20 protein-coding genes are annotated in these 24,040 nt (G+C 41.0%); 12 read left to right on the top strand and 8 right to left on the bottom strand.

Translation table 11 applies throughout. From position 1 onward, the window contains the following. The first annotated feature begins 111 nt into the window (after positions 1–111). The 7 genes from V6Z54_RS02415 to V6Z54_RS02385 all read left to right on the top strand — a co-directional run bounded on the left by V6Z54_RS02415 (position 112) and on the right by V6Z54_RS02385 (position 10,157). Entirely contained in the window at positions 112–2,247 is a 2,136-nt protein-coding gene (locus V6Z54_RS02415) for a PBP1A family penicillin-binding protein (protein ID WP_338527663.1), read from the top strand. Positions 2,248–2,372: 125 nt separating this feature from the next. Next, entirely contained in the window at positions 2,373–3,431 is a 1,059-nt protein-coding gene (gene hemE / locus V6Z54_RS02410) for a uroporphyrinogen decarboxylase (protein WP_024425464.1), read from the top strand. A 32-nt stretch (positions 3,432–3,463) separates the two neighbouring features. Beyond that, on the top strand, positions 3,464–4,402 hold the full coding sequence (gene hemH, locus V6Z54_RS02405; RefSeq protein ID WP_073979225.1) for a ferrochelatase: 939 nt from the start codon (positions 3,464–3,466) through the stop codon (positions 4,400–4,402). Between the two features lie 22 nt (positions 4,403–4,424). Continuing rightward, complete coding sequence (gene hemY, locus V6Z54_RS02400; RefSeq protein WP_041089685.1) at positions 4,425–5,837, top strand: protoporphyrinogen oxidase; 1,413 nt, start codon at positions 4,425–4,427, stop codon at positions 5,835–5,837. A 173-nt stretch (positions 5,838–6,010) separates the two neighbouring features. Continuing rightward, the gene (locus V6Z54_RS02395; protein WP_024425467.1) at positions 6,011–6,589 is read left to right on the top strand and encodes a TetR/AcrR family transcriptional regulator; all 579 of its coding nucleotides are present in this window, start codon (positions 6,011–6,013) and stop codon (positions 6,587–6,589) included. 64 nt (positions 6,590–6,653) lie between these two features. Continuing rightward, on the top strand, positions 6,654–8,963 hold the full coding sequence (locus tag V6Z54_RS02390; protein ID WP_041089687.1) for a YhgE/Pip domain-containing protein: 2,310 nt from the start codon (positions 6,654–6,656) through the stop codon (positions 8,961–8,963). Positions 8,964–9,107: 144 nt separating this feature from the next. Next, positions 9,108–10,157 (top strand): M42 family metallopeptidase, encoded by a 1,050-nt coding sequence (locus V6Z54_RS02385; RefSeq protein ID WP_073979222.1) that lies wholly within the window; start codon positions 9,108–9,110, stop codon positions 10,155–10,157. 33 nt (positions 10,158–10,190) lie between these two features. On the opposite strand, the gene V6Z54_RS02380 is transcribed toward V6Z54_RS02385, so the two are convergent. Together V6Z54_RS02380 and yhfH are read right to left on the bottom strand one after the other, a co-directional pair. Continuing rightward, the gene (locus V6Z54_RS02380; RefSeq protein WP_041089691.1) at positions 10,191–11,480 is read right to left on the bottom strand and encodes a cation:dicarboxylase symporter family transporter; all 1,290 of its coding nucleotides are present in this window, start codon (positions 11,478–11,480) and stop codon (positions 10,191–10,193) included. Between the two features lie 339 nt (positions 11,481–11,819). Continuing rightward, positions 11,820–11,957 carry a protein YhfH gene (gene yhfH / locus V6Z54_RS02375; RefSeq protein WP_008359029.1) on the bottom strand — a complete coding sequence of 46 codons (138 nt, stop codon included), beginning with the start codon at positions 11,955–11,957 and terminating at the stop codon, positions 11,820–11,822. A gap of 156 nt (positions 11,958–12,113) precedes the next feature. Here yhfH and V6Z54_RS02370 point away from each other — a divergent pair, with 156 nt between their 5' ends. The 3 genes from V6Z54_RS02370 (at position 12,114) to V6Z54_RS02360 (ending at position 15,575) form a co-directional block, all read left to right on the top strand. Next, positions 12,114–12,857: an MBL fold metallo-hydrolase gene (locus V6Z54_RS02370; protein ID WP_041089927.1), complete on the top strand. Its 744-nt coding sequence runs from the start codon at positions 12,114–12,116 to the stop codon at positions 12,855–12,857. Between the two features lie 2 nt (positions 12,858–12,859). Next, positions 12,860–13,849 carry a lipoate--protein ligase gene (locus V6Z54_RS02365; protein WP_024425472.1) on the top strand — a complete coding sequence of 330 codons (990 nt, stop codon included), beginning with the start codon at positions 12,860–12,862 and terminating at the stop codon, positions 13,847–13,849. A gap of 172 nt (positions 13,850–14,021) precedes the next feature. Next, positions 14,022–15,575, top strand: a complete 1,554-nt coding sequence (locus tag V6Z54_RS02360) for a fatty acid--CoA ligase family protein (RefSeq protein ID WP_305960932.1) — start codon at positions 14,022–14,024, stop codon at positions 15,573–15,575. Between the two features lie 80 nt (positions 15,576–15,655). Here V6Z54_RS02360 and V6Z54_RS02355 read toward each other — a convergent pair whose 3' ends face one another. Next, positions 15,656–16,063 (bottom strand): hypothetical protein, encoded by a 408-nt coding sequence (locus V6Z54_RS02355; RefSeq protein ID WP_024426550.1) that lies wholly within the window; start codon positions 16,061–16,063, stop codon positions 15,656–15,658. Positions 16,064–16,240: 177 nt separating this feature from the next. On the opposite strand from V6Z54_RS02355, the gene V6Z54_RS02350 reads away from it, so the two are divergent. Continuing rightward, on the top strand, positions 16,241–17,524 hold the full coding sequence (locus V6Z54_RS02350) for a M48 family metallopeptidase (RefSeq protein ID WP_338527662.1): 1,284 nt from the start codon (positions 16,241–16,243) through the stop codon (positions 17,522–17,524). A gap of 46 nt (positions 17,525–17,570) precedes the next feature. Here the strand turns inward: V6Z54_RS02350 and V6Z54_RS02345 are convergent, their stop codons facing one another. From V6Z54_RS02345 to V6Z54_RS02330, 4 genes are all read right to left on the bottom strand, one after another. Further along, a complete protein-coding gene (locus tag V6Z54_RS02345; protein WP_338527661.1) occupies positions 17,571–18,716 on the bottom strand; it encodes a S8 family serine peptidase in 1,146 nt (381 codons plus the stop codon). Between the two features lie 386 nt (positions 18,717–19,102). Then, positions 19,103–19,687 carry a histidine phosphatase family protein gene (locus V6Z54_RS02340; protein ID WP_041089698.1) on the bottom strand — a complete coding sequence of 195 codons (585 nt, stop codon included), beginning with the start codon at positions 19,685–19,687 and terminating at the stop codon, positions 19,103–19,105. A gap of 61 nt (positions 19,688–19,748) precedes the next feature. Beyond that, the gene (locus tag V6Z54_RS02335; RefSeq protein WP_041089700.1) at positions 19,749–21,044 is read right to left on the bottom strand and encodes a globin-coupled sensor protein; all 1,296 of its coding nucleotides are present in this window, start codon (positions 21,042–21,044) and stop codon (positions 19,749–19,751) included. 91 nt (positions 21,045–21,135) lie between these two features. Further along, positions 21,136–22,668, bottom strand: a complete 1,533-nt coding sequence (locus tag V6Z54_RS02330) for an FAD-dependent oxidoreductase (protein WP_041089702.1) — start codon at positions 22,666–22,668, stop codon at positions 21,136–21,138. Positions 22,669–22,810: 142 nt separating this feature from the next. On the opposite strand from V6Z54_RS02330, the gene V6Z54_RS02325 reads away from it, so the two are divergent. Then, positions 22,811–23,671 (top strand): SDR family oxidoreductase, encoded by an 861-nt coding sequence (locus V6Z54_RS02325; RefSeq protein ID WP_041089704.1) that lies wholly within the window; start codon positions 22,811–22,813, stop codon positions 23,669–23,671. A 56-nt stretch (positions 23,672–23,727) separates the two neighbouring features. Here V6Z54_RS02325 and V6Z54_RS02320 read toward each other — a convergent pair whose 3' ends face one another. Continuing rightward, positions 23,728–23,964, bottom strand: coding sequence for an IDEAL domain-containing protein (locus V6Z54_RS02320; protein ID WP_008348804.1), 237 nt, complete (start codon positions 23,962–23,964; stop codon positions 23,728–23,730). Between the last annotated feature and the right edge of the window lie 76 nt (positions 23,965–24,040).

Genomic DNA, 24,040 nt, shown 5'->3' with positions numbered 1-24,040 from the left:
TTGATAGTATAACAAAAGAATGATATATAATTCTTTGGCAGTCAATCCATAAAACATATTATGAAGCAATACATCCCATACTATCCGTATAAAGGAATGAGGTGACCTAATTTGAAGAAAAAGAAGATAATCATTCCATTAGTCATTGCAGGAAGTACAATCATACTCTCATTTATTGGCTATCTGACGATTTTATTTTTAGGACATTATGTCATAGATGAAAAGAAGCTTGTTTTTCACGCTTCCTCCAAAATCATTGATCAGAATGGAAAAGAACTCACAAGCATGTATTCAGAAAATCGGGATCCTGTGTCATTAAAAGAGGTGCCTGATAAAGTAGCAAAAGCCTTTGTGGCTGTCGAGGACAAGCGTTTTTATGAGCATCACGGAATTGATGCACAGTCTATTTCAAGGGCGGTATATCGAGATATATTAGCAGGAGGGAAGGTAGAGGGCGGCAGTACAATTACTCAGCAGCTCGCAAAAAATATTTTTCTCACTAATGACAAAACCTTTCTTCGAAAAACGAAAGAAGTCATTATTGCCATTAATTTAGAAAGAGATTATTCAAAGGATAAGCTGCTAGAGATGTATTTGAATCAGCTTTACTTTGGCCATGGTGTTTATGGGATTCAGGCAGCAGCCAATTATTATTTTAGTAAGGATGTCAAAGATTTAACGGTCAGCGAAGGTGCTACACTCGCTGCGATGCCAAAGGCACCATCTTCTTACTCGCCTGTTCTACACCCTGATAAAAATAAACAGAGGCGGGACACCATCCTGAATTTAATGAACGAACAAGGATATTTGTCTTCAACAGAAACAGTAGAAGCAAAAGGGAGAACACTAGGCATTCATTTAAAAAAGAAATCAGAAACGCCTTGGGTGGACAGCTATGTTGATCTCATCATTAAAGAAGCAGAATCAGAGTATGCCATTTCACATGAACAATTGCTTCAAGGCGGCTATACCATTACAGTTCCGATCGATATGAATCTGCAAAAAACCGCTTATGATGCGATGAAGAACAACCGTTATTTCCCGGGAAAAAGCGGTTCTCCGGAAGGCAGCGCCGTATTTATTGATAACGAGTCTGGTGGAGTAAAAGCAGCCATCGGGGGACGAGAATATCAGGCGAGAGGCTACAACAGGGTGACAGCTGTTAGGCAGCCGGGATCTGTTTTTAAGCCGATTGCGGTCTACGGTCCGGCAATGCAGGAGAAAAAATTCAGACCTTATTCACTGCTTGAAGACAAAGAAAAAAGCTATGACGGCTATTCACCTAAGAATTACGATGGGCAGTATGAAGGCAGGATCACAATGGTGGAAGCCCTCATGAAAAGTAAAAATACCGCTGCTGTGTGGACGTTAAGCCAGCTGGGCATTGATACGTCGAAATCATATCTCGAGAAGATGGGGATGGATATCTCGGATAAAGGATTAGCTATTGCGCTTGGCGGTTTAGAAAAAGGAGTTTCGCCATTACAGATCGCTGGAGCCTTCCATACATTTGCCAATGAAGGCGTATATAAAAAGCCTTTCTTTATTCAGAAGATCACCAATGATGAAGGAGAAACTGTAGAAAAGAATCGTGGTAAGCAAGAACGAGTGTTTAGCGTGCAGAATGCATGGAACATGACAAGAATGCTTCAGCAAGTTGTCAAAGGCGGGACAGCCCAGGGCGGTTCATACGCTGGAGATTTAGCTGGTAAAACAGGGACAACCACATATTCGGGTGTGAAAGGTGCAACAAAGGATGCTTGGTTTGCCGGGTATACGCCTAGTACAACGGGTGCAATTTGGATGGGGTATGACAAAACCGATAACAGCCACTATTTAACTGGAGGCAGTCAATACCCAGTGCAGCTGTTTAAAGATATTTTAACAGCAGCTCAAATCACCAATGAAACGTTTGAAAAACCAGAGGGGATTAAAGAGCTCGAGTCGCCCATCCATTTAGAGGGACTATCAGGATTGGAAGCCCGCTATGCGTTTAAAATCAAAGGCTTGTTTACATTAGAGCTGTCTTGGGACAATCAGGAGGATAAACGCGTTGAATACCGCATCTATGAAAAGAGAAATGGAAGCGAGACGCTGATTGACACAGTGACAGGCGTGGGCAGCTATACAATGCCGTATGCCAATGTGTTTTCAAATGCAGAGTATAAGGTTGTTCCATACAATACTCAAACGCAAGAAGAAGGCGAAGGCAGTTCGTATGTCAAACCAGAGGCTTTTGGACGTTAATATTCGGCGATTTTTTGAACATTGAGCCGCTTTAGTATACCGTGCCTTGAAAAAGCGGTATAGTAAAAGCAGGTTTGAGCCTTGTACAAAAAGAGAGTATAAGGCGAAAGGTGGAATGAAAGGTAATGGGAAAAACGAAGGTTTTTAATGACACGTTCTTAAAGGCGTGTAAAGGGGAAAAAACAGACCATGTACCAGTTTGGTATATGAGACAGGCAGGACGCTCACAGCCTGAATATCGTGCCCTTAAAGAAAAATACGGGCTATTTGAAATTACGCATCAGCCAGAGTTATGTGCTTATGTAACAAGACTTCCTGTAGAACAATATGGTGTAGATGCCGCTATTTTATATAAAGATATTATGACCCCGCTTCCGGCTATTGGAGTGGACGTAGAAATTAAAAATGGAATTGGACCTGTGATTGATGCACCGATTCGATCTAAAGCAGATATTGAACGTCTTGGGGAACTTCATCCTGAAGAAGACCTGCCATATGTGCTTGATACCATTCAGCTTTTAACGAAGGAGCAGCTGAATGTTCCACTTATCGGTTTTGCTGGCGCACCATTTACGATGGCAAGCTATATGATTGAAGGCGGTCCATCTAAAAATTATCATAAAACAAAGGCGCTGATGTACAGTGATCCCGAAGCATGGATGCTGCTCATGAACAAGTTAGCTGATATGACGATCACGTACATACGTGCGCAGGTAAAAGCCGGGGTCAGTGCTTTTCAAATTTTCGACTCATGGGTTGGCGCTTTAAATGCAGCAGATTACCGGACATTCATTAAGCCTGTCATGCAGCGAATTTTCACAGAGCTGAAGTCTGAAAACGTCCCAATGATCATGTATGGAGTTGGTGCAAGCCATCTAGCGAAAGACTGGCACGACCTGCCGCTTGATGTGGTTGGACTGGATTGGCGTATGAGTGTAGACGAAGCAAGAAAAGAAGGGCTCACAAAAACGTTACAGGGAAACCTTGATCCAACCATCTTGCTTGCTCCTTGGGAAGTCATTGAAGAAAGAGCAAAAGATATTTTAGATCAAGGAATGAAATCAGATCACTTTATCTTTAACTTAGGTCATGGGGTATTTCCTGATGTTTCACCAGATACGTTAAAGAAGCTGACAGATTTTATTCACGATTATTCAGCGAAACATAAAAAATCATCCATCTAAACTATTTCAAATGATCTGAAGGAGTGTTGGTTGTGGAGAAAAAGAAAATGGGACTTCTTGTCATGGCATATGGCACCCCATATAAAGAAGAAGATATTGAACGTTATTATACACATATCCGCAGAGGCAGAAAGCCGGAGCCAGAGATGCTGCAAGATTTGAAGGATCGCTACAAGGCAATCGGCGGTATATCTCCTTTATCAAAAATTACAGAACAGCAGGCAAATGGTTTGTGTGATCATTTGAACGACATCCAAGACGACATTGAATTTCATGTCTACATTGGCTTAAAGCATATTGAGCCGTTCATTGAGGATGCAGTTGCAGAGATGCACAAAGACGGCATCACAGAAGCAGTGAGTATTGTTCTTGCGCCGCATTTTTCAACCTTTAGCGTGAAATCGTATAACAAGCGTGCACAAGATGAGGCAGACAAGCTTGGCAATCTGAAGATTACATCTGTGGAAAGCTGGTACGATGAGCCGAAGTTTGTGGACTATTGGGTGAAACAAGTGAAGGATACGTATGCATCGATGAGTGAAGAGGAAAGAGAATCAGCCGTACTCATTGTGTCTGCACACAGCCTCCCTGAAAAAATTATTGCAGCAGGAGATCCATATCCTGATCAGCTTGCACAATCTGCCAAAATGATTGCAGAAGGTGCAGGAGTTGAACATTATGAAATTGGCTGGCAAAGTGAAGGCAACACGCCTGATCCATGGCTTGGACCAGACGTTCAAGACTTAACACGGGACCTATTCGAACAAAAAGGCTATAAAACGTTCGTATATGTGCCTGTTGGGTTTGTCGCTGACCATCTTGAAGTGTTATACGACAACGATTATGAATGTAAAGTCGTGACAGATGAAATCGGTGCAGCCTACTATCGTCCAGAAATGCCAAATGCGAAACCAGCATTTATTGATGCTCTCGCAACTGTCGTATTAAAGAAGCTTGACGAAAGCAAGTAATTATATAAAAGAAGGCGATCCTATGCATGACAATCAAAAACACCTTGTCATCATTGGCGGTGGCATCACTGGTTTAGCCGCCGCCTTCTATTTGGAAAAGGAAGTCGAAGAAAAAGGTCTTCCCATTCAAATATCTCTTATTGAAGCGAGCCCTAGGCTAGGTGGAAAAATACAAACATTATATAAAGACGGCTACATCATTGAACGTGGACCTGATTCATTTTTAGAAAGAAAGGTCAGTGGACCGCAGCTGGCGAAGGATGTTGGTCTCGCAGATCAGCTCGTCAATAATGAAACAGGGCAAGCATATGTACTAGTCAATGAAACCCTTCACCCGATGCCAAAAGGCGCTGTCATGGGTATTCCAACTCAAATCAGCCCATTCATCACAACCGGTCTTTTTTCAGTTGCAGGAAAAGCGAGAGCCGCAATGGATTTCGTCTTGCCAAAAAGCAAGCAGACAGAAGATCAGTCGCTCGGTGAATTTTTTAGAAGACGTGTCGGTGATGAAGTAGTTGAGAATTTAATAGAACCTCTTCTATCAGGCATTTATGCAGGTGACATTGACCGTCTCAGCTTAATGTCCACCTTCCCGCAGTTTTATCAAACAGAACAAAAGCATCGCAGTTTGATTCTTGGGATGAAAAAATCACAGCAGCATGCAAAAGCGCACCAAGTGACAGCGAAAAAGCAAGGGCAGTTCCAAACGATTAATCAAGGACTGCAAGCGCTTGTTGAAGCAGTAGAAAGCAAGCTCAAGCTGACAACGGTTTATAAAGGGACAAAAGTGAAGCAGATTGAAAAAACAGATGGGGGCTACGGTGTGCAGTTAGACAGCGGTCAAACGCTTTTGGCTGATTCAGCCATTGTGACAACTCCGCATCAATCGATCTATTCCATGTTTCCAAAAGAAGCAGGACTTGAGTACTTGCATGATATGACATCTACTTCTGTTGCAACGGTTGCACTCGGCTTTAAAGAAGAGGATGTTCATAATGAATATGACGGCACTGGTTTTGTCATCTCAAGAAACAGTGATTTCTCTATTACAGCCTGTACGTGGACGAACAAAAAATGGCCGCATACAGCTCCTAAAGGAAAAACGCTATTGCGTGCTTATGTAGGGAAGGCTGGCGACGAATCAATTGTCGAACAGTCAGACCATCAAATCGTCAGCATTGTGCTGGAGGATTTGAAGAAAATCATGGATATTAAAGCAGATCCAGAACTGACGACAGTGACTCGCTGGAAGACCAGCATGCCGCAATATCACGTCGGTCATCAGAAAGCCATTTCGAACATGCGAGAAACGTTTAAGCAATCATATCCTGGTGTTTATATCACAGGTGCTGCTTTTGAAGGTGTCGGAATCCCTGATTGTATTGATCAAGGAAAAGCTGCCATTTCAGAGGCTGTATCTTACCTATTCTCATAAAACAAACTCCCTTTTCTATCAAGGAAAGGGAGTTTTTCGTGTTCGAATAATTCAAAAAGAGTTGTGAATCATAAAAGTGAACAAAGTTGTTGCATCCTGAGAAAAGGATGTGGTATATTACTTTCTGTACTTAATGACCGAAACGTTCAAATAGTCACTTTGGGAGTGAGATCATGAGTGTTGATAGGAGACAAATGATTTTAGACGGGGCTACGAAGGCATTTACTCAATTCGGGTATAAAGCAACCACAATGGACCTTGTGGCGAAGCTTGCCAATGTCGGAAAAGGAACCATCTATACCTTTTTCAAAAACAAAGAAGAGCTGTTCGATGAAATTTTCACATCCCTTTTAATGGAGATGAGAAAAATTGCGGATGAAGCAATGGATGAGGAGAAAAGTTTCTCTGAAAACCTTCATTTAGCACTCTTTGCAATATTGGAATTTCGAAAAAACCACCAGCTCACAATCAAAATCTTTCAGGAAAATGCGGAGCTTGGCACATCAGCGGTCAAGGAAATGATTGAGAAGATGGAGCAAATGATCATTCGCTATATTAAAACGAAAGTAAAAGAAGCGATTGATAAAGGCGATATTAAGCCATGTGATCCTGAATTGACTGCATTTGTGATGGTGAAACTATATATTGCACTTATTTTTGATTGGGAAAAGCGATACGAGCCTTTAACAAAAGAAGAGGTGGCCGAGTCGCTGGAGCTTTATGTACTCAAAGGACTTTTAGCCGCAACATAATTTTTTTTAAGTTCAAATGACCAAATTCTAAATTTAGTCATTCATCTATGGGAGGAAAACAGCAATGAATTTAATTCGGAATCAATGGAAAGACATTGTAACGAGCAAAAAACTACTGATCCCGATTTTCGCTGTGTTATTTATTCCGCTGATTTACAGCGGCGTATTTTTAAAAGCGTACTGGGATCCATATGGTACAGTCGATCAATTGCCTGTAGCAGTGGTCAACTTGGATGAAGGCAGTCATTATGACGGGAAAAAACTGCATGTCGGCGATGATTTAGTGAAGGAATTAAAGAAAAACGATAATTTCAAATGGAACTTTGTCGATAGTGAAGAAAAGGCAGTGAAGGGATTAAATAACGAGGATTATTATCTCGTCGTGGAAATACCAAAGGATTTCTCGAAAAATGCAAGTACAGTCCTTGATAAACATCCAAAAAAATCGAATCTGAAATATTATACGAATCCAGGCGCCAACTATGCGGCGTCACAAATTGCGAATAATGCCATTATCAAATTAAAAGATTCGGTTTCAAAGGAAGTCACAAAAAATTACGCAGAGGTCATTTTTGATAACTTCAAAACGATTGCAAAAGGCTTAGATCAAGCAAGCGATGGTGCGAAGAAAATTGATGACGGAACAAAAAATGCAAAAGATGGAAGTAACAAATTAAAAGAAAATCTAGCAAAATTGGCTGAAGGAACGTTAACCTATAGCGAAGGTGTTCATCAGTTTGCTGGTAAAATGGGTGAACTGAACACAGGGATACAATCTCTTGACAGCGGTATTGGCCAGCTCTTAACAGGCTATCAAACCATCGATCAGAAATTTGGAGAGCTTGGTACAGGGATTGATACATTGACTGAAGGGTTAAACACAAGCCGTGAAGGCCATCAGCAGCTCGCTTCTAAAATGCCGCAATTTACAGCGGGTATTGAGCAGCTAAACAACAAAGCACAATCTTTTTCAGAAAAAATTGAAGCAGTAGAAAAAGTCTTGTCATCACCAGAATTAGCGAATCTTGAAAAGATGGCGCCTAAACTTGATCAGGTGAAAAAAGACGCAAAAACGCTTAGTACAAAACTTGCTTCATTAAAAGAAGCGTTATCAAATCGAGATGCTAAAGTAAAAAGCATCATCCAAAACAGCTCAATGACGGATGAAGAGAAAAAGGCGGCAATGGATCAGCTTGATAGTCTGCCTAAAATCGAATTGCCTGATCTGTCTGGACTTGAACAAAGCTTAGCGGCCTTGCAGGAACTGCCTGATGCTAGTGAGGTTCAATCTGCGGTTGCTTCTGCAAAAGCTCAGCTGCAGCAAGTCAAACAGCTGCCAAAGAAAACGGAACAGCTGTACACATCTACAGTCGCGATACAAAATGCGATTGATCAAATGACATCTGGTACGAATAAATTGTATCAAGGTGCACTGAAGCTTCAAACAGGTCAAGGCCAATTACAAGATGGTCTGCAAACAGCAAATGGAAAGCTTGAAACAGCGAAAAACGGTGCAGATAAGCTTGCAAATGGTTCAAGCCAGCTGAGCGCAGCGTTAAATAAGCTGGAAAGTGGTTCAACAAATATCCAAAGCAACACATCTAAGCTTGCTGAAGGTTCAAAATCACTCGATAAAGGTTTGGGAGATTTAAAGAGTGGTACAGGTAAGCTGTCTGATAAATTAAAAAGTGCTGCTGATGAAACCGGAGAAATTGATGCGGGTCAAGACAATTACAATATGATTGCGAGTCCCGTGAAAACAGAAAATGATACAGCGAAAAAGATTGATAATTATGGTACAGGGCTCACACCTTATATTTTATCGATGGGACTCTTTGTAGGGGCTCTCATGCTCACTGTTGTATTCCCAATGAAAGACCCTGCTGGACGCCCTAGAAATGCGTTTGAATGGTTTTTCAGCAAATATAGTGTGCTCCTCTTTGTCGGTATCCTGCAAGCAGTCATTGCAAGCTCCATGCTCATCTTTGGGCTTGGTCTTGAGGTGGAAAGCCTCTGGCGCTTCTATCTCTTTGCGATTATCGTCAGTCTGACATTCTTAGCGATCATTCAGCTGCTGGCGACAACTATGGGGAACCCAGGACGCTTCATTGCCGTTATTATCTTGGTTCTTCAGCTTGCAGCAAGTGCTGGTACATTCCCGCTTGAGCTTGTGCCGAAATTCTTCCAAATCATTCATAGTCTGCTTCCAATGACGTATACAATCAACGGATTTAGAACGATCATTGCAAGCGGTGATGACAGCTATTTATGGCACCAAGCAGCGATCCTTGGAACAGTTGCGATCATCATGATGGCGGCAACAACAGCATACTTTGCTTGGAACGTAAGAAAAATGAAACAGGACGAAGCTTAATCCATGAATCCTTTCTCTTTAATAGAGGAAGGATTTTTCATTTGAAATTAGACATCTCGAACCTGAAGCGATATATTTTAAGAAGAGATGCTGAAAAAGGCATACATGGAAGGAATTGCTTTCAGACAAAGGAGGAAATGCCGAATGACTACTGAAGTAAATGAAACCGTTCAGCTGATTCAAAAGCTTGTAACAATCCCAAGTCCATCAGGAAATACAGAAAAAGTGATCGGCTTTGTTGAACGTTTTTTACAAGATTTAAACATTGAGACAAAACGAAATCGAAAAGGCGGTTTAATTGCCACCATTAAAGGAACAGATGACAAAGAACACCGCATGCTGACAGCGCATGTCGATACGCTCGGTGCGATGGTTAAGGAAATTAAATCAAATGGACGGCTTCGTCTTGCACTTATTGGAGGTTTTCAGTATAACTCAATTGAAGGCGAATATTGTGAAATTGAAACAGCATCAGGTCATACATACACAGGTACTATTCTTATGCATCAAACATCCGTGCACGTCTATGCGGATGCTGGAAAAGCGAAACGAAACCAAGAAAATATGGAGATTCGTCTCGATGAAAAGGTGAAAAATGCAGACGATGTCAAAGCACTTGGCATTCAAGTAGGGGACTTTATCTCATTTGATCCGAGAGTGGAAGTGACGTCTTCAGGTTTTATTAAATCAAGACATCTTGATGATAAGGCAAGTGTAGCGCTACTTTTGCGGCTTATCCACCGGATTCAAAAGGAAAAGATCATATTGCCTCATACCACGCACTTCTTAATTTCCAATAATGAAGAGATTGGCTACGGCGGCAACTCGAATATTCCAGAAGAAACAGTGGAATATCTAGCTGTAGATATGGGTGCGATTGGTGACGGTCAATCAACAGATGAATACAGTGTATCGATTTGTGTAAAGGATTCGAGCGGCCCTTATCACTATGGATTACGTAAGCATTTAGCTGCATTAGCAGAAGAGCACAACATTGATTACCGCCTTGATATTTACCCTTATTACGGGTCTGATGCATCAGCAGCCATTAGAGCAGGGTATGATATCATTCATGGACTGATTGGTCCTGGTATAGATTCCTCGCATGCCTTTGAAAGAACACATGAAGATTCACTTGTCCATACAGCAGATCTTCTTTATCACTATGTTCAATCACCATTAATCACAGCATAAAAAAAGAACCCCAAAAGTTGGGGTTCTTTTTCATTAGCTTGAAAGCTGTGTTGGCTCAGGTACATCTTGTCCTGTCATTACGCGATGTCCTTTTTCAGGGTCATACTGCCCTTCCCATTTAGACATCACAACAGCTGCAAGTGCATTTCCTGTTAAGTTCACAACAGTCCGCGCCATATCCATGATACGGTCCACACCTGCAATAAAGGCAAGACCTTCAGCAGGTACACCGATCGTTCCTAATGTCGCGAGTAATACAACAAATGAAGTACCAGGAACGGCAGCCATTCCTTTAGATGTTACCATCAGTACAAGAACAAGTGTTAGCTGCTGGACGATCGTGAGGTCAATGCCATATACCTGTGCGAGGAAAAGCGCAGCAATGGCTTGATACAAGACGGAGCCGTCCAGGTTAAATGTATAACCGATTGGGATAACAAACGAAACAATTCCTTTTGGACATCCGATGCGCTCCATTTTATCCATGACTCTTGGTAAAACTGTTTCAGAGCTGGATGTACTAAAGGCAAGAAGCATTTCGTCTTTCATGTAAGCAAGAAATCTGAAAATATTGACGCCAATCATCTTTCCGATAATTCCGAATACAACGATAAGGAAGAGAGCAAGCGCAAAATAAACAAGACCTACAAGCTTACCTAATGAAATAAGAGATTCAAGACCAAATTTTGATACGGTCACACCAATGAGTGCGAATACACCAAATGGTGCAGCTTTCATCACAACATTGACGACATGGAACATGGCATGTGATACACCTTCGAAGAAGGCGAGCACTGGTTTACCGCGTTCACCAATGGCTGAAACGCCAAGTGCAAATAGCACAGTGAAGAAAATAATCGCAAGCAAATCACCTTCCGCCAATGATTGGAAGAAGTTCGTTGGAACGATATGAAGGAACGTATCAGCAACTGATTTGCTGCTTTGCTCTTTTTCCGTTTCAACATACTGGCTAATATCTTGTTTTTCCGCATGTCCAAAGTCAACGCCTGCACCAGGCTGTACAAAGTTTGCTAGGACAAGGCCAAGGATAATCGCAAATGTTGTGATAATTTCAAAATAAAGAATGGTTCTAAAACCTAGTTTCCCTACTTTTTTACCATCACCCGCACCTGCAACACCTAAAATTAAGCTGGATACGACAATTGGTATGACAATCATCTTGATGAGCCTTAAGAAGAAGTCTCCAATTGGTTTTAAGTATGTCTCGACACCCGGGTTACCGAAAAAGATTGCCCCAACAACGACACCGAGAATAAGACCGATTAGGATTTGAGTAGCCAATCCAAATTTTAATTTTTTCATAGATTTCCTCCCTAACATATTCATTAAAGGAATATTCCCATCATATTAAGTTTTAATATATGAATTAAAGTATAACTAAAATTAAAGAGGTTCGTCCACGATAAAATTATATTAAGAAAATACAAAATTGTTAGAAAAAATAGACATTTAGAACCTCCTTCATTGTTTTTAGTCAATAAAAAGTGTCTTCAGAACTAAAACTCATCATATAAAAATACTAAAAAACCCTTTTGTGACAAGGGTTTTACCTTTTTACCTATTTTTCAGAAAAAATAAAAAGCACTTTTGACTCCAACTGACTGAGGAGGGAAAAAGTGCTTTTTTATTCAATTTATTTCCTTATTTAAGATAACTTACTTGTGAGCATTCCTCACATTCATTACCGTAACACTCGTGCTGTTCCATTAAATCATTTCCACATTTTGTGCATTTCTTTGAGGGCAAATTTCTAAAAAACTCTGTGATTTTTCCTAGCATTTGTCATCCTCCAATACGTTTTGTTGCTATCATTGTATTATAACAGATTAATAATTGTCAATCTGTTTTGTAACAATAGGCAAGAAGAATGCTTTTTCCATGAAAAATGGGTATATTGTAAGAAGGGGATTTTTAGAAAAGGAGGGAAAAATGACGATGAAATTAACCGTAATTGGATGCTATGGAGGGTTTCCGGCAGCAGGTGAAGCGACATCAGGCTACCTTTTTGAATCAAACGATTTTCGTCTTCTTGTAGATTGCGGAAGCGGTGTTCTTTCAAAGCTTCAGCAATACATTGATATAGAAGAATTAGATGCTGTTCTCCTTTCTCATTATCACCACGATCATATTGCAGATATCGGACCACTCCAATATGCGAAGCTAGTGGGATATCATTTAGGAAAAAGCAGCGGCCCGCTTCCGATCTATGGACATACTGGTGATCAAGAAGTGTTTGGACGGATTTCTGATGATGTACATACAAAGGCAAAGCCTTATCAGCCAGAAGAAGGGATTCAACTTGGACCATTTCAAATTAATTTTTTGAAAACGGTTCATCCGGCAGAATGCTATGCTATGAGAATTCAGGCAGAGGATGCTGTTGTCGTGTATACAGCAGACTCAAGCTATCAGGACGCATTTATTCCATTTAGCAAGGGGGCAGATCTGCTCATTGCCGAAAGTAATTTTTACGCTGGACAGGATGGATCAGGTGCTGGACATATGAACAGTACAGAAGTAGGGAAGATTGCAAAGGAAGCAAATGTTGGGGAACTCATCATCACCCATCTCCCCCATTTTGGTCGTCATAAAGACCTAGTCAATGAAGCACAGGCGTTATATACTGGCAATATACAGCTTGCCCATTCAGGGCTTAGATGGAACAAGGAAGGAAGATAGAGATGCTGTTTATCGATAACGAACAACATTATGATCCAATGATTAATTTGGCAATTGAAGAATATTGCTTAAAATATTTAGATCCAGAAGAAACGTATTTGCTGTTTTACATCAATCAGCCGTCAATCATTATTGGAAAGAACCAAAATACAATAGAAGAAATCAACACGAAATACGTGGAAGACAACGGAATCAAAGTCGTGCGCCGCTTATCCGGCGGTGGTGCAGTTTACCATGACAAAGGAAACTTAAACTTCAGCTTTATCACAAAAGATGATGGGGACAGCTTCCATAACTTTAAAAAGTTCACAGAGCCGGTCATCAAAGCGCTTGAAAAACTGGGCGTTAAAGCTGAATTGAGCGGAAGAAATGACATCATGGCAGATGGTCGTAAAATTTCTGGAAATGCCCAGTTCGCAACAAGAGGACGTATTTTCAGCCATGGCACGCTGCTATTTGATTCAGAAATTGAACATGTCGTTTCGGCTTTAAATGTGAAAAAAGAAAAGATTGAATCAAAAGGCATCAAATCGATTAGAAGCAGGGTTGCCAATATCAGTGAACTGATGGATCAAAAAATGACAACAGAAGAGTTTAGAAAAATTCTTTTAAGCTACATTTTTGATACAAATGGGGACGTGCCTCAATATCGCCTGACCGAGAAGGATTGGGAAAAGATTCACGAGATTTCCCGAGATCGCTATCAAAAATGGGAATGGAACTATGGCCGTTCACCGAAATTTAATTTACAGCATTCTAAGAGATTCCCTGCAGGCTCCATTGATTTGCGATTAGAAGTAAAAAAAGGGATGATCCAGGATTGCAAAATCTTTGGTGATTTCTTTGGCGTAGGGGATATTGCCGATATTGAGAAGCGGCTCATTGGACAGCAATATGATCGTAAAACGATCAGCGACGTCTTAGAAGATATGGATATGCGTCACTATTTCGGCAACGTATCAAAAGAGGATTTTCTTGATTTGATTTATTAATGACGGGAAAGCACGGCTAGAGATAGCGGTGCTTTTTTGATTGAAGAAAATGAAAGCGATCTACATTTGATCTTGTGGATTTTTTCAATTGTCTATTATAATAGAAAGGAGGAATGTTCGGCCATAAAATGAATGGTCATTCATTCATTGATGACATGTAAGGGGTGGGAGAATGGATTTGATCAAAAATCTTCAGCAGACGGCGATGACAAAGGGAGAAAATATCGCACTGATCTTTGAAGGCAAGAAGTGGACCTATCGAGAGCTGATGACAAGTATCGAGCGTTTTGCAGATGGATTAGTCAACGAAGGGTTTCAAGCTGGGGATCATATCGCGCTTATTTTAGGAAATTCACCGCATTTTGTCATTTCTTTTTTTGGTGCATTAAAGGCAGGGCTTGTCGTTGTACCTATTAATCCAACATACACACCTAGTGAAATTGGATATATGCTCATCACAGGCGATGTAAAAGGTATTGTTGCGCCTGAACAGCTTCTGCCAGTTTATGAGCAGGTGTATGAGCAGCTTCCGTCCATTGAGAGAGTCATTATTTGTGCAGAAAATGAATCGGCGTGCAGATCAAGCTTCAAGGAAGTAGCTGATCGACTTGTTTTCTTTGGAAAGCTTGTGTCTCGCGCTGCGAATGAGAATGTACATCCTTCCATTCAGCCAGATGATACCGCTGTTATTTTATTTACATCTGGCACGACAGGAAAACCAAAAGGTGCAATGCTGACTCATTTTAACCTTTATTCAAATGCCAGAGATGTCGCTGAGTATTTATCGATTGATAAAAAGGACAAGGTCATTGCCGCTTTGCCAATGTTTCATGTATTTTGTTTAACAGTCTGTATGAATGCGCCGTTGATTCATGGTGCGACAATTTATGTCTTGCCGCATTTCAGCCCGTCAGAACTTTTGCGCATGATGGAAAAAGAGAAGCCAACGCTATTTGTTGGCGTTCCTACTATGTATAACTATTTGTACCATCAGGAGGGGCATGATGAAGCGATGGCATCAGTGAGAATATGTATATCAGGCGGTGCCGCAATGCCTGTTTCCTTACTCCATGGCTTTGAGAAAAAGTTCGGTGTTACGGTCCTTGAGGGCTATGGGTTATCAGAGGCATCTCCAGTGACTGCATTCAATCCTCTTGACGGAAAAAGAAAACCGGGCTCTGTCGGGACTGACATTATGAATGTGAAGAATAAAATTGTGAATGAACTAGGAGAAGAAGTCGGTCCAAATGAAGTCGGAGAGCTGATAGCAAAAGGGCCAAACATCATGAAAGGCTATTATCAAATGCCAGAAGATACGGAAGCTGCACTAAGAGACGGCTGGCTGTATACTGGCGATTTGGCGAGAAGAGATGAGGAAGGATATATTTATATTGTCGACCGGAAAAAGGATATGATTCTTGTTGGCGGTTATAATGTTTATCCAAGAGAAGTAGAAGAAGTGCTTTATCAACATGAAGCTGTAGCAGAAGCCGTTGTCATCGGTGTGCCAGACCCAAACACAGGAGAGGCAGTCGTCTGTTACATTTCCCCTAAGAAACATGCTCACATCAATCAAGAAGACATCATCACACATTGTTCGCGCTATTTAGCGAAATATAAGCAGCCCCAAACGATCCATTTCATAGATGATATTCCTAAAAACACAACAGGTAAAATTTTAAGAAGAGCGCTAAAGGAAAAGTATCAAGCAGAAGAAAGTAAATAAAAAAGGGAGTCTCTGATGAGGAGACTCCCTTAGCATGTAGACAAATTCTCGCAATTCAAGGTTTTCTCTCAAAGATCATTTTAGCTTTTTTGAATGGCTTCTTTTAACTGTCTCTGAAAAGAATTCGACTGTTTTTGATTCAGTTCATAAAATGTTCCATCAACTAAAAAAACGACCTGTGATCGGTTGGTCCAAAGCTGGAAGGTGGTGCCGTTTGTTCGTCCGAACATCACCTTGGCGATATAATCGGGCTTTTTTAAATTTTTCTTGAGATGATTGCTTGTTTGTTTGCCTTTATTTAATTCTTCAATTAAATCTTCTACTGTGTCCTTATCATCTATTTCATAAGAGATGGATTCATTCGCAGGTGAGAGCAGCAATTTTTCTGCTCGATTCTCGTCAAAGATTTCGCTCGTCCGGCTGAACACATAAAAGAAGGTGATTAATAAAAGTCCAAAAATCACAACTCCTGCAAGGATTTTCTTCATTTTGATCCTCCAACTTACTGTTTTACATGTAGCTTCTCCGATTTTTGAGTCGCATAATCATTTTTTTCGCGAAAGCTTTTTCAGATGGGGCATGCTATGATGGAGCCACACGAGACAGGTTCTAAACGAAAAAAAGAGTGATTAGAATAGAGAGAGGGATGGAAAGGAGGCTGACCTGTGCGAGTACGTAAATGGGTAGCTCTTGCAACGGTAGCATACATATTGTACGGTCTTTTTATTTATTCGTATTTGTTTCTAATGGGGGATTCATCGGTACCTGAAAATGTAAAAGGGACAAGTGCAGATCCGCATACTTTTATGACAAGTCATGAGCTTGTGATCAGCGAGAATTTCTCGAACATACGGAACCTGCTTTATTTCATAACCATCCCATTAGATTGGTATGTCTTTTTCCTTTTGCTCATTTCAGGATTTTCACGGAAAATAGCAGACTGGAGCTTGGCAGCAGCTCGTTCCAAGTTTTTAAGCAAACTTGTGTATGTGTTTGTGCTGTCACTTCTAACAATGATCATTACATTGCCAATTAAGTGGATTGGCTATCAGCTGTCTTTGCACTACGGAGTATCTGCACAAAGTACGGCAAGCTGGTTGAAAGATCAAACACTGGATTTTTGGATTCAATATCCGCTCCTTGCTCTTTGTGCTATTGTGTTCTTTTGGCTGATTCAAAAAAGAAGAAAGCGCTGGTGGCTTTATGCGTGGTGTTTGACAGTCCCAGTCACGCTTTTTCTCTTCTTTATACAGCCGGTCGTCATTGATCCGTTATATAACAATTTTTATCCACTAAAGGATCAAGCTCTTGAGAAGAAGATATTAACGCTGGCAGACAAAGCGCATATTCCAGCAGATCATGTATATGAGGTCAATATGTCTGAGAAAACGAACACGATGAACGCTTATGTTACAGGAATTGGTGAAAATAAGCGTATTGTTTTATGGGACACAACACTGCAAAAGCTGAAAGACCGCGAAATTTTATTTATCATGGCGCATGAAATGGGACATTACGTCATGAAACATGTCTATATTGGATTAGCAGGATATCTAGTGCTGTCACTGGCCGGATTTTTTGCGATTGACCGTCTTTATTTTTATCTTTATCAAAAAGGAGCAGCCACATTTCGGCTCAAGGTGTCACACGACATTGCTGCTCTTCCGCTTCTTTTAATCATCGTATCCATGCTGTCATTTGCAGCTTCACCTTTTACAAATGCAGTGTCAAGGCATCAAGAACGGGCAGCCGACGAATATGCGGTGAATATGACAAAAGACGGGGAGGCAGGCGTAACGTCTTTTCAAAAGCTTGCAAAATCAGGGCTGTCTCAGGTGAATCCGCCGTTTCTAGTGAAGATTTTTCGTTATGGACACCCGACCATGATGGAGCGAATCATGGATATGGAAAATGCAGCGGAAAAAGAGAAAACGCCTAAAAAGCAGTAATAAATAAAATCCGGCTTATTCAGCCGGATTTTTTTATCACACTTGGTTAGTTAGAAGCCGCTTGAACGTTGATTAACCCTTTTCCGTAATAGAATGAGTCACCAAGCGGTGTTGCTGTATTTTCTAAGCGCTGGCGAACCTGTGAATTTGTTAGATTCGGGTTTTTAGAAAGAATAAGCGCTGCTGCTCCTGCTACATGAGGAGACGCCATAGATGTTCCAGTATAAGATGTGTATCCGCTGCTTGGGACTGTACTTAAAATAGAAGTACCAGGTGCAGAAACATCTAATTCAGGACCTGCGCTAGAAGATGAGTTTCTGACATTGTTACTGTTTACATTGGCAACGGCAATTGTAGAATCGTATTTTGCTGGATAGCCAACTGTACTTCTAGAGCCACTAGAGCCAGAATTACCTGCGGCCGCCACAACAACGACTCCACGGTTATTCGCTGTATCCACGGCATTTTTAAGCGCTGTTGAACCGCTTGGTCCGCCTAAGCTCATATTGATGACATCCATATTATTAGCTACAGCCCATTCAATACCGCTAATAATCCAGCTGTATTGTCCGTCACCATTACGGTCTAATACTTTCACAGCATATAGGGAAGCGTTTGGAGCAACCCCAAGAACACCAATTGTGTTATCAAGGGCAGCAATGGTTCCAGCTACGTGAGTTCCATGTGATTGAAAGTCTTGGGTGGCATTTGGCTCTGAAGGGACGAAGCTCGCACCGCCTGCAACATTTAAGTCAGGGTGTGCAGCGTGGATTCCAGTATCAAGGACGGCTACTTTGACATTAGCACCTTTATAACCTTGAGCGTGTACAGCTGGAGCTTTGATTTGAGGGATTCCATAAGGAACGGTTTGTGCATATGCTTCTGCTTTATGGTCTTCTTCTACGTAAGCAATGCTAGGGTCATGTTCAAGTTTTTTGGCGGCTTGTTCAGACATTTTCACTTGTGCAGCATTAATGAGGCGGTATTGTTTTTCTAGTTTTCCACCATTTTGAATGACAGCTTGTTTCTTAGAGCTGTTTGTGGTGGCAGAGGCTTTAAAACCAACAATATAGCTTTTTTCACTATCTGTTTTGGACACCGACTCGGCATTTGCCATGGTTCCTCCAAACCCAGCTGAAAACAGAAGGGGGACAGCCAATAAAACACTTGTCATCACATTTTTCTTTTTCACGCACATTCCACATCCTTTTTTCTTATTTCAGAATAATCATCCGTAGTCTATAAGAATGATCCGTTTGATTATTCTGTATATTCAGTTTAAGGGAAGTAGGCAAATAAGAGTAGACCTGAATTTTTGTGAAAGTCCTAGCGAAAATTGGGGAATTAAGTCACTTGGAATTGATGGTAAATTATGTTTATTCTATCATTTCAGCGATCATCTATTAAAAAGGAAGTGTGCTTTTTTTCTCATGATCCATTTCCGGTTAAATATTCGATACCCGAAAAGCCATAAAATAGGTAGAATCGTCTAGCATCTATTTCGAATTTCGATATAAAAAAATATTATTTTATCATTGTTTTTGTCATAAAAAAGAACCTGCTAAGATAACAGGCTCTTTAGGAAGGGGTGGATTGAGTTAAATGACTGACCACGTTGTAATCACGAACCTTCCATTTACCATCTGTCCATTCCACATAATTTAAGCAAGCATTGACAAGTCTCGTGTTCTGTAGACCCATATGTTCATCAGCCAAAGTGGTGAGTAAAGCATGGATAGCAGCGCCGTGAGCCACGATCAGGACATGTTGATCTGGATAGGCGGCTCTGACTTTCTCAATACCTTCTAACATTCGGTTTTGAATCGTCTCAAGTGGTTCCATATTTGGATATTGTTTATCTGGAAACAGCTTTTGACGCTCCTCAAATGACAAGCCTTCAGCGTCACCGTAATCTCGTTCGATGAAATCATCCATGATGACAAGTGGGGCATGGACATGATTTAAAATCAAGTGTGCCGTTTCTTTTGCTCTTGTTAGTGGACTGGAAATGACAACATCCCAATGGACATCCTTTAAGTAAAGTCCAGTTTGTTCAGCCTGCCATTTACCTGTGTCGTTTAAAGGGATGTCTGTCCGTCCTTGAATTCGTTTCGCTGCATTCCAATCGGTTTCCCCGTGTCTGACTAAGCAAATTGTTGTCAATCAAATCCCGCCTTTTCTATCTTTTCTTCTATTATACTAAAGCAGAAGAAAAAAGGCTGTATTAGCGATTTGTCAGGCTAGTTAAGGATTCGACGGAGCTTGCGACTTGAGATACCGTTTGTTTGACTTCCTTCAATTCGTTAAGGAAGGTCTGAAGGTCAATTTCAATTTTTCCGTTTTGGTTTTTGCTTAAGTTCATGCTGCTGACAATATCATCGAAGAGTGAATTGATTTGTGTCATTTTTTCTTTACTGTCTGTCACAAGTAGATTCACGTCCGCAATATGCTGAGAGACAATGGCGATTTGTGAATTGGTATTGTTGACAAGTTCAGATACAGTTGAAACCGTTTTCTTGGTGTCCTCTGATAATTTGCGTACCTCGTTTGCAACGACAGCAAAACCTTTTCCATGTTCACCTGCTCGAGCAGATTCGATTGAGGCATTTAAAGATAACAAGTTCGTCTGCTCTGCAATGCCTGTGACAATCCCAAAAATTTGTTCAATTTGTTTAGCGATTTCTTCAAGGCGTTTAATTTCTGTTTCAATCTTTGTCATACTGCCATCAATTTGATTCATTTGTGTTTGCTGAATTTCTAATTCTTTTTTACCGCCGATTGATTTTTCTTCGACCTGTGCTGAAATTTGTGTTCCAGCTTGTGACATGTCCGCCATCTCATCCGATTTTGAGACAAGCTTGTCAACTGCACTTGTTGTGTTTGAGAAGAGTGAAGCAAGCGAATTTGACGTTTCCGTGATTTTTGTATGAAGCTCCTGCTGCTGCTCTTCTGCTTCATCACGAATTTTAGAATATTCATTTTGGAATGTATCTAGGACAAGCTGCTGCTCTAAATTTAAAATTTTCGTCGTCGCTTTCACTGCTGTCTGATATTCTTTGAAATCTTGGATATGGTTAGCGAATAAATCCATAATTGATAGCAGAAGGTCTTGGAATGCGGCCATGTACCATTTGGGCTGGAGTCCAATCCGTAAATGAACTTGGGCAATTTTAATGCGTTTTGCTACATAGTTTTCGTCAATCACACCTGCAAACATTTCGCTAATATGAATGCGGAGTGTTTTTTTCAAACGATCGACAGAACTATTGTCTTGAATGATATGCATCAAGGAAGACTCGACTTCTAAATTTTTATAAAACTTATCAACAATATGTGCAATATCATCCTGAACAATTGGATTGAGCTGCTTTAATATCAATAGGTCATGCTGCGTCAGGTCGATCATTTTGATTTGTTTAGCGATGTCCGTACTGTTCGAGAAATTGATGCGTTTTATCCCATCATCCTGCTGTGTGAAAAAAGCAGTGTTTTTTCTTTTCGACTCTTTTTTAAATAACAATGTGTTTGTCCCCCCATAATCATCACAAATATCAGACTTTATGTTTTTTATCGGATAATATTGGATTTTTTAAAGGGGAACGAGTGAAATTTTACTGTTCTGCATATGACCTTTTTAGTGGTTTTTTAGCAGGGCCTTCTACTACTTCTCCAGTAATAGAAAAACGTGAACCGTGACACGGGCAATCCCAAGTACGGTCACTATTATTCCAAGCGACTTCGCAGCCTAGGTGAGTACACGTTGTATCGACAAGAAAGACATTCCCATCCTCTGATTTATAGGCACCGCACTTTTTATGTTCATACGAGATAATGCCGCCCTCGCCTGGTTTTAAATCATCAATTGTTTGATCAGTTCGTTTGAATTTACCACTGATCAGCTTGGCAGCGACATTGGTATTTTCCTTTACGAAATCTTTGACGAAAGAGTCAGTAACAGGTCTTGATGGTGTAAAAATTGATTCGTATGGATTCGATTTTCCTTCAATTAAATCACCGATAAGAGTAGCTGCCGCGTGGCTTGTGGTCATGCCCCATTTTCTAAAGCCGGTCGCTACAAAGATATTTTGGTGGTGTTTGGTCAGGCGGCCAATGTAAGGGATTTGATCCATTGTGACCATATCGTGTGTCGACCAGCGATACAGCACTTCTTCTATTCCAAGGGTGGCGTCTCCAAACGTTTCTAGTCCTTCATAGTGAGCGGATTCATCTCCGCCTTGTCCTGTTTTATGGCCTTCTCCTCCAATGAGGACAACTTCTTCACCGTGCCATTCTGCCGTTCTTAAAGAGTGAGCAGGCTGGTCAATTCCTAAGTACATTCCATCAGGGAGCGGTTTGGTTGTTTTAGCTGCTACGACATAGGATTGCTCTGGATGAATTCGGGTGAAGTAAAGTCCTTTCCCATCATAAAAAGGAAAGTGTGAGCATGAAATGACATAGCGCCCTGTCAGATGATGTCCACTTTTTGTGACGACAGCAGGCCGGTTCCCTTCTTTTACATCAACAGCGGTTGTTTGTTCAAAGATACGTACACCTCGCTCTAGGAGCTTGTCGATTAGCGCATTGAGATAATGAAGGGGATGAAACTGAGCCTGATTCGTCATCGCAAGGGCTGCTTTGATGTCAGCGTCAAAAGGAAGCTTTGTTTTCCATTCCCGGTCAATACCAAGCTGTTTGTAGGCATCTAATTCCTTCTTTAACTTTTTTACACCGCTTTCTTCCTTTGTATAAAGGTACGCATCTTTTATCTCTAGCTGACAATTGATGTCGTACTCTTTGATACGAGCTTGGATGAGGTCTTTTGCTTTTTCGTTTGCTTCTACATACAAACGTGCTTTTGGCATGCCAATTTGTTGAATCAGCTCATGGTAGTATACATCATGCTGTGAGGTGATTTTAGCTGTTGTGTGTCCGGTCGTGCCTTGCAGCAATTGATCGGCATCAATGATGATCACATCTAATCCTCGCTCTGTCATTTCAAACGCCGCAGCGATACCGGTAATACCGCCGCCGACAATGATCACATCTGCTGTGAGATCTTCATTGACAGAAGGAAAAGAATGTTTCCGGCTGTCCGACAGCCATAATGATTTAGTCTCTTCCATTCCTTTATGTTCTTGTTCCATGTTGTCGCCTCCACTTAACTTGTTGTGTATAATTTTTCCACAATGATGAAAATCATACATCTGTAATGAAACAAGGGCGTCATACATAAAAAAGGAGCCAGCACATAAAAATAAACAAGATAAAAGGAAGGAGTGGACTAACGTGTCAACAAAGCAGCCGAAGAAAACATTGCCGCCTCAGCACCAAAATGAACGGCCGGGTCTTGAATATAAAATGAACCCTAGACCTGTCTTTGATCGTGAGGTGCAGGACAAAAAGTTAGCAGGAAAAACAGCCATTGTGACAGGTGGAGACAGCGGGATTGGAAGAGCAGTCTCTGTCTTATTTGCGAAGGAAGGTGCCAATGTCGCTATTGTGTACCTAAGTGAACATCGCGATGCCGAGGAGACGAAGGACTATATTGAGAAAGCGGGAGGCCGTGTCATCTTAATTGCAGGTGATTTAGGGGATGAGGCTTTTTCAAATGAGGTTGTCAAAAAAACAAAAGATGCGTTTGGTTCCATTGATATTTTGGTGAATAACGCCGGGGAACAGCACCCGCAAAAAAGCATTGAGCAAATTACCTCGCATCAGCTTCTTCGGACGTTTCAAACGAATATTTTTGCGATGTTTTATTTAACAAAGGCTGTTCTTCCTCATTTAAAAAAAGGAAGCAGTATTATTAATACAGCATCTGTCACCGCCTATAAAGGGCATGAAACATTGATCGATTATTCATCTACAAAAGGGGCGGTCGTGACATTTACGAGATCATTATCCTTATCGCTCATTAAACAAGGGATTAGAGTGAATGGGGTAGCACCGGGTCCCATTTGGACACCGCTGATTCCATCAACCTTTACGGAAAAAGAAGTCTCTGAATTTGGTGGAAATGTCCCAATGGAGCGTCCTGGTGAGCCAGTAGAGCTTGCACCGAGTTATTTATTTTTAGCAAGTGAAGATTCATCTTATATGAATGGACAAATGCTCCATGTGAATGGTGGAACCATTTTAAATGGATAAACAAAAAACTTGCGGTAAAGAGACAAGTTGCTGTCTCTCTGCCGCAAGTAAAATCATCATGATTGATGTAAGCAGTGTTCTGCATATTGAGCTGACAAGTCATTGAATCGCTTTTCATCACGCTGATCCAGTGCCTTATCAATCTCTTCTCTTAGGAAGGTTAAGCGCTGTTTATAAAGCGCCTCATCTAAAACCATTTGAATATAGATGTCTAAAATGGTGACGCCGTTTTCTTCGGTTTTTTGGGTGTTGCGGGACTTCATGAGCTCAGCATACGTTTTTTTCTCTTTCATAAAGAATCCCCCCGATGCCTTTTTTATAGTATATGGATTGGCGGAGAAAAAATCAACAAGAATTTATAATTTTTAG

Origin of the sequence: Bacillus sp. MAG717A (assembly GCF_036884855.1) — a bacterium.
Classification (GTDB): Bacteria; Bacillota; Bacilli; order Bacillales; family Bacillaceae; genus Bacillus; species Bacillus safensis.
Note: the sequence above shows the minus strand (reverse complement) of the source record. Positions and strands in the feature narration are given on the sequence as shown.

Excerpts from the sequence above, each read along its gene's own strand:
- yhfH (WP_008359029.1), bottom strand. The coding sequence starts at position 11,957 with ATGCTAGGAAAAATCACAGAGTTTTTTAGAAATTTGCCCTCAAAGAAA.
- V6Z54_RS02360 (WP_305960932.1), top strand. The coding sequence starts at position 14,022 with ATGGATTTGATCAAAAATCTTCAGCAGACGGCGATGACAAAGGGAGAA.
- hemY (WP_041089685.1), top strand. The coding sequence starts at position 4,425 with ATGCATGACAATCAAAAACACCTTGTCATCATTGGCGGTGGCATCACT.
- V6Z54_RS02380 (WP_041089691.1), bottom strand. The coding sequence starts at position 11,480 with ATGAAAAAATTAAAATTTGGATTGGCTACTCAAATCCTAATCGGTCTT.
- V6Z54_RS02330 (WP_041089702.1), bottom strand. The coding sequence starts at position 22,668 with ATGGAACAAGAACATAAAGGAATGGAAGAGACTAAATCATTATGGCTG.
- V6Z54_RS02365 (WP_024425472.1), top strand. The coding sequence starts at position 12,860 with ATGCTGTTTATCGATAACGAACAACATTATGATCCAATGATTAATTTG.
- V6Z54_RS02355 (WP_024426550.1), bottom strand. The coding sequence starts at position 16,063 with ATGAAGAAAATCCTTGCAGGAGTTGTGATTTTTGGACTTTTATTAATC.
- V6Z54_RS02385 (WP_073979222.1), top strand. The coding sequence starts at position 9,108 with ATGACTACTGAAGTAAATGAAACCGTTCAGCTGATTCAAAAGCTTGTA.
- V6Z54_RS02370 (WP_041089927.1), top strand. The coding sequence starts at position 12,114 with ATGAAATTAACCGTAATTGGATGCTATGGAGGGTTTCCGGCAGCAGGT.
- V6Z54_RS02390 (WP_041089687.1), top strand. The coding sequence starts at position 6,654 with ATGAATTTAATTCGGAATCAATGGAAAGACATTGTAACGAGCAAAAAA.
- hemE (WP_024425464.1), top strand. The coding sequence starts at position 2,373 with ATGGGAAAAACGAAGGTTTTTAATGACACGTTCTTAAAGGCGTGTAAA.
- V6Z54_RS02395 (WP_024425467.1), top strand. The coding sequence starts at position 6,011 with ATGAGTGTTGATAGGAGACAAATGATTTTAGACGGGGCTACGAAGGCA.
- V6Z54_RS02320 (WP_008348804.1), bottom strand. The coding sequence starts at position 23,964 with ATGAAAGAGAAAAAAACGTATGCTGAGCTCATGAAGTCCCGCAACACC.